This is a genomic window from Pandoraea sp. LA3, assembly GCF_022696215.1.
Lineage (GTDB): Bacteria > Pseudomonadota > Gammaproteobacteria > Burkholderiales > Burkholderiaceae > Pandoraea > Pandoraea capi.
In genome coordinates this window covers 139,079-151,229 of sequence record NZ_PTPY01000035.1, presented here as the reverse complement: position 1 = coordinate 151,229, position 12,151 = coordinate 139,079, and the positions used below count along the sequence as shown (strand labels likewise).

Sequence of the window (12,151 nt, the reverse complement as noted above, 5' to 3'; positions counted from 1 at the left end):
CATCGCCTCAGTAGGATTTCGGCAAGCCCAGTGCCTTCTCGGCAATGAAACACAAGATCAACTGCGGGCTGACCGGGGCAAGGCGCGGAATCCATGCTTCACGCATGTATCGCTCGACGTGGTACTCCTTCGCGAATCCCATGCCGCCGTGCGTGAGAATTGCGTTCTGGCAGGCGTTGAAACAAGCCTCACCGGCGAAATACTTGGCGGCATTCGCATCGGCCGCACAGTTGCTTTTCGCGTCGTAGCGCGACGCCGCCTTGAGCACCAGCAGATTGGCCGCTTCCAGCTCGATCCACGAACGCGCGAGCGGATGCTGAATGCCCTGATTCTTGCCAATCTGCCGATCGAACACGACCCGTTCGTTCGCGTAGGTCGCCGCCCGTTGCAGGGCTGCACGCCCCAATCCCACCGCTTCGGACGCGATCAGGATGCGCTCGGGGTTCATGCCGTGCAGTATGTATTCGAAGCCTGCGCCTTCCTCGCCGATCCGGTCGCTCACCGGGATACGAAGCTCGTCGATGAACACCTCGTTCGAATCGACACACTTGCGGCCCATCTTCTCGATCTCCCTCACCTGAATTCGCGCGCGATCGAGGTCGGTGTAGAAAAGCGACAGCCCTTGTGTGCCCCGGGCTTCCTCGATCGGCGTGGTGCGCGCCAGCAGCAGAATCTTGTTCGCCACCTGCGCGGTAGAGATCCACACCTTCTGCCCGGACACGACATAGTGATCACCGTCGCGCACGGCCCGCGTTTTGAGCTTGAGCGTATTCAGACCGGTGTTCGGCTCGGTGACCGCAAAGCAGGCTTTGTCCTTGCCGGCGATCAACGGCGGCAACCAGCGCTGCTTCTGCTCCTCGGTGCCGAATACGACGACCGGATGCAGACCGAAGATGTTCATGTGCACGGCGGACGCACCCGACAGCCCCGCGCCCGTCGCCGAGATCGTCTGCATCATCAATGCGGCTTCGGTGATCCCCAGCCCGGCGCCGCCATACGCCTCCGGCATGGCGATGCCCAACCAGCCCGCATCCGCCAACGCGCGATGAAAGTCGTCCGGGAAACCGCCCTCGCTGTCCTTGCGCAACCAGTAATCGGCATCGAACGGCGCGCACACGCGCTCAATGGCGTCGCAGATCTGTTGCTGCTCTTCCGTAAGGTCAAAATTCATGTCTGTTCCTGTTGTTCATTGACTGCCCGGGTGACCGGCGGGGTCAGCCCTTGCCCATCGCACCGGACACCTGAAGCGCCGCAATCTCGGCAGCGGTGTAACCCAGTTCCCCAAGGACTTCGGCCGAATGCTCCCCCAGCCCCGGCGCGGGAGAGGGTTCGGTGCAAGCGGTACGCGACCATGCCGTCGGATTGCCCGGCGTGCGCAATCGACCTTCCGTCGGATGCTCGACCTGTCGGATGAACCCTGCGGCCGACAGATGCGGATCGTCGAGAAGATCGCGCGGCGAATTCATCGGCATGTTGGGAATATCGGCGGCGTCGAGCAGGACACGCCACTCGTTCGTGGTCCGCTCACGCATGAGCCGGGCCACTTCCGCATAGACCGCATCGATGTGCTGTGCGCGATTCGTGTGCGTCGAAAAACGTGCGTCGCTCTCGAAGCGCTCGCCCTCGCCAATCGCCGCGAAGAAGGCGCGCCACTGCTTGTCGTTGTAGATCAGCACGCAGAGGTGCCCGTCCTTCGTTTCGTAGGGCCTGCGGTGCTCGGTCAGCAGACGCGCGTAGCCGGGGTCGCCGTTCGGCGGGTCGAAGCTGAGACCGCCGAGGTGATCGCCGAGCACGAACTGGGTCATGGCTTCGAACATCGGCACCACGACCGATTGCCCGATCCCGGAGCGCTCGCGCTCATAGAGCGCCGCCGTGATCGCATACACGGCGTGAAGCCCGGTCACGCGATCGGCGAGCGTCGTGGGCGCATAACGCGGTGTCTGCGCACCGGACTGGCTCATCAACCACGGCAAGCCCGACGCGCCCTGAATGAGGTCGTCATACGCCGCACGGGCCGCATTCGGTCCGTCCTGCCCGAATCCGCAACAGGAGACGTGAATCAGCCGGGGGTTCGTTGCCTTCAGGGTGTCGTAGTCGAGTCCGAGACGCCCCAGCGCCTTGGGTCGGATGTTCGAGATCATCACATCGCAGCGCTCGACGAGCTTCGCCGCGACCTCACGGCCTGTCGGCACCTTGAGATCGAGCACCACACTGCGCTTTCCCTGATTGGCGTGCAGGAAGATATGCCCCATGCCCGCATGGTTCATCGGCCCGACGTGACGCATGTTGTCGCCCTCGGGAGACTCGACCTTGATCACGTCGGCCCCGAGTGCGGCCAGAATCTGCGTGGCAAACGGTCCCATGATCACCGACGTCAGATCGAGAATCCTGACGCCGGCAAGCGGCCCACCTCGCTCGGTGCTCATGAGCGCACCTTCAACGTCGCGCCTGACGTTACGCACGTCACTGACTTCATCTGCCTTCTCCATAACTTCGGTGTTCTCGCATCGCTGCCGGCGTGCTTTTCGGCAGATCAATGCCTGATAGATCGAACGGGGACGACCCCGTCATAGGGGAAAGACCCCGAAAATCACGCATGCGATCGTCATCACGACCGATGTCGCGAAAAGAAACGGGATCGCGAATTTCTGGTGTTCGGCCAGGTCGATGCCGGCGAGACCGACGAGCAAGAACGTTGCCGGCGTCAAGGGACTGACAGGGAAACCGGTCGTCATCTGGCCGAGCAACGCGGCCTGCGCCACCTGGATCTGCGGCACCCCCAGTCGCTCGGCAGCGCCGGCCACAACGGGCAGCACGCCGAGATAGAAGGAATCGGGGTCGAAGAGAAGACTGAGCGGCATCGAAATCAGGCCCATCACGAACGGAATGTGATGTGCCTGTCCGGCGGGAATCAAATGCACGGCTTCGCTTGCCATGGCGTTCAGCATGCCGGTCCCGGACATGATCCCGGTGAAGGTGCCCGCCGCCAGCAGGACACTTGCCATCATCAGTGCGGCAGGCGCGTGAGCATCCACCCGGCGCCGCTGCTCGTCGGCGTTGGGGTAGTTGATGAATAGCGCCACGACGGTTCCGAGCATGAACATCACGACCGGATCGACCTTGCCGGTAATCATCGTGCCCATCACGACCAGCGTCAGCACGAGATTCGGCCAGAATCGCCGGGGGCGGCGCAACGCCAGTTCCTGCTCGGACAGTTCGCGTGTGGGAACTACGAACGGCCGACCATCGTGCACGAGCCCCAGCCGGCGTTCCTCGCGCTTGCCCAGCAGATAAGCGATCAAGAGCACGAACACCAGACCGACGCCCTGAACGAGTAGCAGCGGCGCGAAAATCTCGGCGGTCGGAATGTGCAGCGCGACCGACGCGCGAATCGTGACACCCGCCCAGGGCAGGAAATTCACACCGGCGCCCAGCGCGGCCATACAGACGAGCAGGCGCTTATCCATGTTCAGGCGCTCGTACACCGGCAGCATCGCGGGAATCGTCACCAGGAAGCACACTGCGCCGGAGCCGTCGAGGTGAATGAGCAGTGCGAGTAACGCGGTGCCCATCAGAATGCGAGGGGGACGCGCACCGACGAGCCGAAGTATCCGGCTGATGATCGGATCGAGCATGCCTGCGTCGGTGAGAACGCCGAAGAAAATAATGGCGAAGATGAACATGCCCACCACGGGCGCGACGCTGGTGATGCCTTTGAGAATGAAGGTCGTGATTTGAAGGCCAAAACCACTGACCACCGCAGCGACGACCGGCACGGCAATGAGCGCGGCCAGCGGCGACATGCGTTTCGTCAGAATCAATGCCAATAGCGCCAGCACCGAAATGAGTCCGGTTAGTGCAAGCATTTGTCTCCCCCAGGGGGTTTATTGTGAAGATGGACCGGAATCACTCTTGCGGCGATTCGGCAACCGGAGACCGTCGCTGTCTCGGCGGCGTGTCTGGCGGCTTGAAAAGTGTGTGGTATTGGGTAAGATTCGTCCAATACATGTTTTGTCCACTTTGATACGAATTTCGTCTCACCATGATCCCCGGTCGCTTACTGACACAGTTCATTGCCGTCGCGGAAGAGCTGCACTTTGGGCGTGCCGCCGTGCGGCTGCACATGGCGCAGCCGCCACTGAGTCAGGCGATCAAGAATCTGGAGGAAGTGGTGGGCGTGCAGTTGCTCGCCCGCTCGAAGCATTCCGTGTCGCTCACGCCAGCGGGGAGTGCCTTTCTGGAGGAAGCGCGAGAACTTCTGGCGCATGGGCAGCGCGCCATCGACACGGCCCGCCGGGCCAGCGAGGGGCTTATCGGCAGGATTACCGTCGGCTTCATGGGGTCGGTGAGCTACGAGTTTCTCCCCCGCATACTGCGCGACTTTCGCACGAAGTTCCCTGCCATTCACGTCGATCTGCGCGAGCAGACTTCGGTTGAGCAAATCGAAAGCCTGCACGCGAGCAAGATCGATCTTGGCATCGTTCGCGTGCCGCTGAACAACGCCTCCGATCTCAATATGCGCATCGTCGAGGTGGAGCGGTTCATTGCCGTGCTGCCGAGAAACCACCGACTGGCGGCGGCCCGAACCTTGCGCCTTGAAGATCTGGCAGACGACTCGTTTATCGTCTTTCCGGCCAACAGAAGTCCGAGCCTGCACGCCAAGTTTCTGATGGCGTGCGACGAAGCCGGATTCAGCCCACGAATCGGCCACAATGCGTGGCAGATGGCCAGCATGGTGAGCCTTGTCGCCGCAGGCATGGGCGTTACGCTACTGCCCGCGCAGGTAAGAAACAGCCCGCACAAGGGCGTGGTGTACAAGGAACTGGCGAACGACTCCGCGCACCTCCAGCTCGAAATCGCGGCCGCCTGGCGTCCCGACGATATCTCCGCCGGCGTTCACTCCCTGCTGTCGATTCTGGGTCAATCCGCATCGAGTTCGGTTTGAAGCGACGCGATTGATAGCGCGGGAACAGGCCCGCCAAATTCGTGGATCAGAAAGTCGACTAACAGCCGAATCCGCGGAGGAACCGGATTGCCGGGTGCGAATACGACATACAGATCAATGCGCGGCATCGGATAAGACGGGAGCAAGCGGACCAGACGGCCGGCGTCGAGGTCCTCGGAGACGTCCCACTCCGCTTCGCAGGAGATCCCCTCTCCCGCCAGCGCCCATTCGCGCAACATCGCCCCATCGGCACTGCCCAGCGTGCCGCTTACGCTAACGTCCACAAAGCCACCTTGCTGCAGGAACCGCCACGGACCGGGGACGCGATGGCGTCGGAACAGACGAAGGCAATTATGGGCACTCAGGCCCTCCGGCGTTGCCGGACTGCCATGTTGCGCCAGGTACGACGGCGCCGCCACAAGCAGCATTTCAGACGTGGCGACTTTACGCGCGACCATGCCTTCATCGCGAGGTAAGCCGAAACGCAGCGCGACGTCGCAGCCATCAAGCATGTTCTCGATGCCGGCATCGGACAGGAACAGCGTGATTTCAAGGCCCGGATGCAGACGCGCGAATTGCGCCAGCAATGTCGATAGCTGACGACGCCCCAAATCGGAAGGCGCACCAACGCGCAAAAGTCCACGCGCTACGGTGCCTCGGGAAGAGACTTCCGACTCGACATCTCGCACCGACTCCAGAATCGCTGCCGCACGCTCGTACAACAACTTCCCTTCGTCGGTGAGATGGAAACGTCGCGTGCTGCGATTCGCAAGACAAACCCCTAGGCGCGTCTCCAGTTGTCGCAAGCGTCGGCTGACCGCAGCAGGCGAGGAATGCAACGCCACTGCCGCGTGCGAAATGCCGCCGCTGTCGACAATCGCCTGAAAAAGCTCAAGTTCGGAAATCGAGTCCAAAACCGCCTCCTGCCGAGTGACTTGCCTCGGGCCAACGCTATTTTCACCGGAAAGGATGCTAGCACCGCACGCCCCATATTTCCACTAATCGGAATAAACCAATGCAGATTGATGGGTTTCGGCGAGATAACGAGCAATTCAAACTGAAGGTTCGATCCCGTCATTTCCGAATTCTGCAAATATGTCGTCTTTTCCCTCTCTTCAATCCGGTGCGTTGAAAACCGCTACCGCGCCTGCATCGCAAGGCGATGGGAAACAGACGGGACTTCTCACCGGGCTCGGGCTGACCGCATGGCTGGAGTTCTACACATTCGATGCCGTCAATCTCGTGCTGCCCGACATGGCGGGCTCGTTTGGCGTATCGCAGGACGAAGCCAGTTGGCTCTTGATTACCTTCAGCACGTCGTTGTTTCTGGGTGTGGCCGTTTCCATCTGGCTTGCCCGCCACATCGGCTATTTGCGCTATATCCTGGGCAGTATCGCCGTGTTTGCGGTGGCATCGCTGGGATGTGCGTTCGCCACCGATTTCGGCGCCATGCTGCTATGGCGTGCGGTGTCTGGATTTGCCGGTGCAGGTCTTGCGATGTGGTGGCGCGGTAGCGTCTATCTGCTGATTCCTCGCCCGCGACGCAGCGTCTCGATGATGCGCATCTCCATGATGATCTATCTGTCGACGGCACTCGGATTGCTGGTGAGTGGCTATGTCACCGACCAATACACGTGGCGACTGCTTTTCGTGCCAAATATCGTCGTCGCCGTGGTCGCCATCTGGCTGCTCACACGACACTTCCCGAAGGTTGTTCGCCCCACTGACATACGCTCCCGGGGAATCGACGTGCCCGGACTTCTCCTGCTCAGCGTAGTGCTCGTCTGTGCGCAAGTCATGATGAGTCGGGGACAAGCAAAAGACTGGTTCGGCTCGTCAGAGATTCGTGGGCTGGCATGGGCCGGACTGTCAGCACTCGTCCTGTTCGTGGGATGGCAACTCCATCATCGCAACGACAGGCGGCTGCATCGTCTTGAGCTGCTTCGACACCGCGATGTCACGGCTTCCGTTGTACTCGGGGTGCTTGCCGGCATCATCGTGTCGGGCAGCACGTACGCGCTGCCGGAATTCCTGCGCACGGTTTATTCCCCTCATCTCGATGCGACCCACACAGGACGTGTTCTCTGCGTCTATGCGCTGACGGCTGCGGCCATTCGGCCACTGGTCACACGATCGGTCGGCAAGTTCGGGCCACGAAAGGTGCTCGCTTTCGCGTTTGTGCTTCTGACGATATCCATGTCGCTGATGTCGCATCTGATCACGACCACCACGCCATATGAATATTTCGCGTTGCCGCTGATCCTGTATGCCTTCTGTCTTTCACCGGTCCTGTCGGCACTCGCCAGCGGCACGGTGGCCCGATTGCCGCAAGAGGTACAGCTCGATGCGGTCGCAGTGTACATGACGTTCCGACAATTCGGGATGTCGCTGGGCGTGACCCTCGTGACCGTCGTACTGGCGTGGCGGGAGCAATTGCATTCGAGCCGGTTGTTTGACTTCCTTTACGCAACGTCTCTGCAAGTCGATGAATGGATGACATCCGCGACGGCGATGCTGATTCAGCGAGGGGTATCGGAGACGCAGGCGCGTAGTATGGCGCAAGCGCTATTGGCAGAAACAGCGATAAGGCAGGCGAGAACGCTCGCCTATGCCGATGCCTTCATGTTCATGGCGGCGGTCGGGCTGTTGGCGTTGTGCTTCGTTCCCCTGATGGCGCCTGCACAGGTTACAAAAAAGGCGCTCCATCAAACGACTAATGGATAAGCGATGAGTGAAACAAAACGGGTACTGGTCATCATGGGCAGCACGCGCGCAGGCCGGAACTGCCCGACGATCGCACAGTGGGTCGTCGATGTCAGCCAGTCGTGCACGGATTTTTTGTATGAGATCGTAGACCTCAGCGCGTGGCATCTTCCGCTTGACGACGAGCCGGGATTGCCCGCGACCGGAGCGCCCTATGTGCAGCCGCACACGCGCGCATGGAGTGAGAAAATTTCCGCCAGCGACGCCGTGATTTTCGTCACCCCCCAATACAACTGGGGCTATCCCGCGGCGCTGAAGAATGCGATCGACCACTTGTATGACGAATGGCGAGAGAAGCCAACGGTCATCGTGACATATGGCGGACATGGCGGAACGAAGTGCGCCAGTCAACTACGAGAGGTCGCCCAGGCGCTGAAGATGCGCGTTGTGGCGACTGCGCCGTCGATCACCCTGTCGGACGATGTGATCCGTCACGGCGGCACCTTGCATCCGGCAACGGATTTCGCAGACGCGGCGTCCAGCGCAGAACAAGCGATGACCGAACTGGCGAATCTGATGCTGTGAGCCGCCGCGCGCAATCCTATTAGACAAACGAAAAACGCCCCGATGGGGCGTTCCGTAACTACTTGTACTACAAGGATTTTTTTGGTCGGAGCGATAGGATTCGAACCTACGACCCTCTGATCCCAAAACATCGTTTCGCCCGGCGCCGGGCATGTTGTGCAGCGAGGACTTCCGGACGTTAGCGCCCTAATCTTTGCCTTATTCACGTTTTACGGAAATACAAGGCTCGGCAGGCTATGCTTTTGATGATTTTTTGGGGACTTTTTGGGGATCGGGCGGGGGTATGCGACGGCTCGTGAAGACATCGCATACCGAGATTCCGCGCGCTCAGGAAAACAAGATCGCAGCGTAATTTCGCGCGCTGTGCAGGATGTGGACGACATCGATTCGCTCGTCCGATTCGACCACACGATAGAAGATTTGATAGTTGCCGTAGACGCAGTGCCGGATACCGAACCGCTCGTAGCGAGACACAACCGGGAACGCGAACGGCATCTCCGCAAGGCTCACACACTTGTCCCGCAGTTCTTGAGTGGACGTCAAGGCACGGCGCGGATTATCCAGCGCGGTGTAGTCACCAATGGTTTCGAGGTCGACGACGGCTTCTGGCAGTAAGTGAACAATCATCCCTTGTCGTTCACCTTCGCCTGATACTTCTTCTCAAGGCGGTCGAATACATCGGCGGCAGGCTGACCCCGGCCGGCTTCGGCATCGGCGATGCCCTTCTCAATGACAGCATCCAGCGCGCGGCCAACTTACGTAAAAGCACTCCACTCACAAGAATCACGGAGGCGTGGGAAGTTCTTGCGGAACATATCTTTTCGGGTGCATGTGCCGCCTTTCATCACGTAAAATCGACGATCAACGGCGCAATGAATATTTCTAACAACCAAAGAACCGTGCATTATGCATACAAAGTCAACATCAAGAAATGTTCAAAATATTCAATGGATTACTGACCTTTCCGGCTGGACCATGCTTAACTCAATTGATTATTCATTAATCATATTGACAAATTAAATTAATTATGAAAAGGAAAAATTAATTGAATTAATTTCTCATTCGATGTATAAACACATTCGCAAAATTCATTGATAAATCGAATTATTTTTTCAATAATTATCGGGGATTGGGATGGCAAAGTTTCGTGTATACAATATCCAACTTCTTCCTGTTAGTGCGGATGTGGAAGAGGTTGGAGTTAGAGGATACAAAAAATTGTTTTCCGAATTCCGTGATCACAATAAAGCAGTGATCAGAGAGCGCCGGGAGGGAACTTACCATTTTCGACAGAGCGAAGATACATTCATCGGTCCAACGAAAAATTTCAAATTCCCAGCTGGTTGCGTATACGGGGAATTCGTTCGCTATCGAAAGACGGATGCAGTAAATGAGCTTGGCACGGGCAAGCGACTTTTCACTGCTGGAGCGCGAACGGGCGTAACATCGGAAGAATACTTTGCTTTTGTTTTTGATACCCAAGAACATCTCTTGGCAATAGAGGCTCCGGCTTGGATGCCTGCTCCGCAAGTCTTCGGTGACGCTCTCGCGGGAATGCTGCAACCAATCGCTGATGAACATTTCCCGCAGCATGAGCTAGGGGTTCACTCAATATCGAAAGCGACGGAACTTGAAAAGGTTTTCCAAGCTGCGAACTCGTATTCGGTCGTTGACCTTGACCTCACATTTAGGAACGGTCATGACACCGAGGAGCTTCTCCGAGAACTCAAGGAAACAAGAACGAAATCCTTGACCGTGCGTGCTTCGGCGGGAAAGGGCGGCAGGATGAGCCGCCTACCAGAGTTTCTCAAAGGCATGCTTGTGGCAACGGCCGCAGGGTTGGGTAGCGCTACGATCACATACTTTACCAAGCAGAAAGTTGGCGAAAAAATTGTCGAAAGGCAAGCCAAATATGACTCGCGAGACATGCCGGTTACATTTCAAGTCAATAGAACTAGCGCTGCGACTGAGGATCCCACGGAGTTTTATGATAGGGTCCACGACAAGCTTCTAAAAGTTGGAGATGAACTGGACGAAGAAATTGAGAACGGTTGATCGTCCGACCTTGGGAGCGGGAAAATGAGCCTATACAAATGGCTTCGAAAAATTCCGATCATAGGAACTCTCCTCATGATTACGAATGCGTATGCCTATCGAGGAGATTTTTCTTCTGATGAGGGATTTGCCGGAGTACTCGCCTATTGGAAAGCATTCTGCTGGCAGATAGTTATTGCAGTCGCACTGTCCGCAGTTGTACTAAAAAAATGGATATTAGTCGCGTGGCTTGGCAATGATCTTTCCGTGAGCCAATTGGACACATTTGCCGCGTCTGCCGGAGCATTGACGATTTCAGTTATACCTAGTCTTTTGGGTTTTGGGATCGGTGTGTATGCGCTTACATTTGCGATTCCCTCCAAACTGGTTCGAGACCTGGACAAACTACTAACCGACGCAGTCAAAGTCGGTAAGCGCAAGCACGGGTCAATGCTTGTATTGAACGTCGACCTTGGCTACCCACTCGTAGTTCTAGCCATGACGCTGGGAGTTGGTGTAATGCAGCAGGCGTTTCCTTCTGTTAGGCCACTCGTATGTCTTTGCTGGCTAGCCTTTTGGTACTCAATCATTTCGCTTATAGAAATCGTTGGCGTGCTGTTTCGATTGGGAGAGGTGGCGCTACTGGAAAAAAGATCCGAAAACAGCGGTTAAGGAAGTCGCAATGAAAACTCATTCCTCGCAGAAAACCAACTAACTCAAGAGAAAATAATGGCTTATTTCGCTGAAGCAAACGCGTCCACGGCGGCCCTCGAAATCATCAAGGCTCTGGCCGAGAGCGGGAGTCTCAAAGTTTCCGGGGCACCTGGTGACAAGAATTCAGCTTCGGAAGTTGGGAAAAAGGATGGCATTTACATTGCCGCACTACTCAACACCATTTACGAGGAGATCCGACTGAAGTAATCGGCTTGGCAGTGGAGAAATCGCGTCCCGGAGGCGAGGTCTTCGGGACGCTTTATACGATTGGAACTCTGTATCTACCCCTTCCCGTATCTGCTGTGCCCGTTATTCCTGAAGGCCTTCGTAGCTCTGCACCGAATTCCTTCGAGTCTGCCAGTCAAGAGCAATATTGGCTGCTGTCATTGATGTGTCGCTGGCGTCGTTTTACTTCTGGCGCTTCGATCAATAGGTGCAGACGCTGTGGGCATTCAATTTACGCGCGAGCTCATCAACGCGAGGACGGTGGCGTCCGCGACAGTTCAAACGTCGTCGTCCGTCATCAGCGTTTTTGTGCTCCAGCGATATATTTCGAGTCCCGCCACATCCAAAAATTTATTCGGAAGTTCCTGAAACTCAAGGGCCGTCACTGCTGCGATGATGGGCTTGGCCGGTTTCCCGGCTGAATTCATTTAAATCATTGGAGACCTTTATGAGCCCGTCGAAGAGTGACAGCGGAAAGGGCAATGGCAGTGGAGGAGACGATGGATTCGAGATCCCTGAGACGCTGCCACGCCCAGGGCATGTCGTCTGGTTCTACCAGCAGAGGAAGTACCTAGGCTTTGAGTGGGATGCGACGAGCAAGCAGATAAAGAAAGCACCTGTGACAGATCCGGAGCATGCGATCTACTTCGACACTTTCGCGCATGCGGTGGTCTCGTCGGACAGAACTGTTAGTCCGAGCATCATTCTTTACTCGCGTGGCAACGGCTGGCCCCCCGAAGTGAAGGGGTAAAACCTGTGGGGCCGTCAATATCGGCGGTCCCCGCGTATCACCTTTCATCGCCCCCCCCCGTACACACGCTTCAAAAATCAAGGTGTGGCCACTACCACTGTGTGCGTTAACGCACTCGTCATGACGACCTTGCTTGTGCCCAATCGAATGCCCCTATCTTTGACGCCGAAATTGCTTAGGGTTGTAATGCGTCT

General features: G+C 57.4%; 12 protein-coding genes. 7 read left to right on the top strand and 5 right to left on the bottom strand.

Annotated elements, in window-relative coordinates; genetic code table 11:
* Positions 1-7 precede the first annotated feature (7 nt).
* The 3 genes from C5N93_RS16030 to C5N93_RS16020 form a co-directional block, all read right to left on the bottom strand.
* Positions 8-1,171: an acyl-CoA dehydrogenase family protein gene (locus tag C5N93_RS16030; protein ID WP_069344124.1), complete on the bottom strand. Its 1,164-nt coding sequence runs from the start codon at positions 1,169-1,171 to the stop codon at positions 8-10.
* Between the two features lie 43 nt (positions 1,172-1,214).
* Complete coding sequence (locus tag C5N93_RS16025) at positions 1,215-2,426, bottom strand: CoA transferase (RefSeq protein ID WP_242560429.1); 1,212 nt, start codon at positions 2,424-2,426, stop codon at positions 1,215-1,217.
* A gap of 141 nt (positions 2,427-2,567) precedes the next feature.
* The gene (locus C5N93_RS16020) at positions 2,568-3,866 is read right to left on the bottom strand and encodes a citrate:proton symporter (RefSeq protein ID WP_242560056.1); all 1,299 of its coding nucleotides are present in this window, start codon (positions 3,864-3,866) and stop codon (positions 2,568-2,570) included.
* Between the two features lie 176 nt (positions 3,867-4,042).
* Between C5N93_RS16020 and C5N93_RS16015 the strand changes: the two genes are divergently transcribed.
* The gene (locus C5N93_RS16015) at positions 4,043-4,945 is read left to right on the top strand and encodes a LysR family transcriptional regulator (protein WP_069344122.1); all 903 of its coding nucleotides are present in this window, start codon (positions 4,043-4,045) and stop codon (positions 4,943-4,945) included.
* Here C5N93_RS16015 and C5N93_RS16010 read toward each other — a convergent pair.
* Positions 4,921-5,859, bottom strand: coding sequence for a LysR family transcriptional regulator (locus tag C5N93_RS16010; RefSeq protein WP_277990332.1), 939 nt, complete (start codon positions 5,857-5,859; stop codon positions 4,921-4,923). The two genes, C5N93_RS16015 and C5N93_RS16010, sit on opposite strands and share 25 nt — an antisense overlap.
* Positions 5,860-6,040: 181 nt before the next feature.
* Between C5N93_RS16010 and C5N93_RS16000 the strand changes: the two genes are divergently transcribed.
* Positions 6,041-7,669: an MFS transporter gene (locus C5N93_RS16000; RefSeq protein WP_242560055.1), complete on the top strand. Its 1,629-nt coding sequence runs from the start codon at positions 6,041-6,043 to the stop codon at positions 7,667-7,669.
* 3 nt (positions 7,670-7,672) lie between these two features.
* On the top strand, positions 7,673-8,233 hold the full coding sequence (locus C5N93_RS15995; protein ID WP_277990331.1) for an NADPH-dependent FMN reductase: 561 nt from the start codon (positions 7,673-7,675) through the stop codon (positions 8,231-8,233).
* A 327-nt stretch (positions 8,234-8,560) separates the two neighbouring features.
* On the opposite strand, the gene C5N93_RS15990 is transcribed toward C5N93_RS15995, so the two are convergent.
* Complete coding sequence (locus C5N93_RS15990; RefSeq protein ID WP_242560053.1) at positions 8,561-8,860, bottom strand: type II toxin-antitoxin system RelE/ParE family toxin; 300 nt, start codon at positions 8,858-8,860, stop codon at positions 8,561-8,563.
* A 507-nt stretch (positions 8,861-9,367) separates the two neighbouring features.
* Between C5N93_RS15990 and C5N93_RS15985 the strand changes: the two genes are divergently transcribed.
* The 4 genes from C5N93_RS15985 (at position 9,368) to C5N93_RS15970 (ending at position 11,957) form a co-directional block, all read left to right on the top strand.
* Positions 9,368-10,288 (top strand): hypothetical protein, encoded by a 921-nt coding sequence (locus C5N93_RS15985; RefSeq protein ID WP_242560052.1) that lies wholly within the window; start codon positions 9,368-9,370, stop codon positions 10,286-10,288.
* A 75-nt stretch (positions 10,289-10,363) separates the two neighbouring features.
* A complete protein-coding gene (locus C5N93_RS15980; protein WP_242560051.1) occupies positions 10,364-10,939 on the top strand; it encodes a hypothetical protein in 576 nt (191 codons plus the stop codon).
* A gap of 57 nt (positions 10,940-10,996) precedes the next feature.
* A complete protein-coding gene (locus C5N93_RS15975; RefSeq protein WP_242560050.1) occupies positions 10,997-11,188 on the top strand; it encodes a hypothetical protein in 192 nt (63 codons plus the stop codon).
* A gap of 466 nt (positions 11,189-11,654) precedes the next feature.
* Complete coding sequence (locus C5N93_RS15970; RefSeq protein WP_242560049.1) at positions 11,655-11,957, top strand: hypothetical protein; 303 nt, start codon at positions 11,655-11,657, stop codon at positions 11,955-11,957.
* The last annotated feature ends 194 nt before the right edge of the window (positions 11,958-12,151 follow it).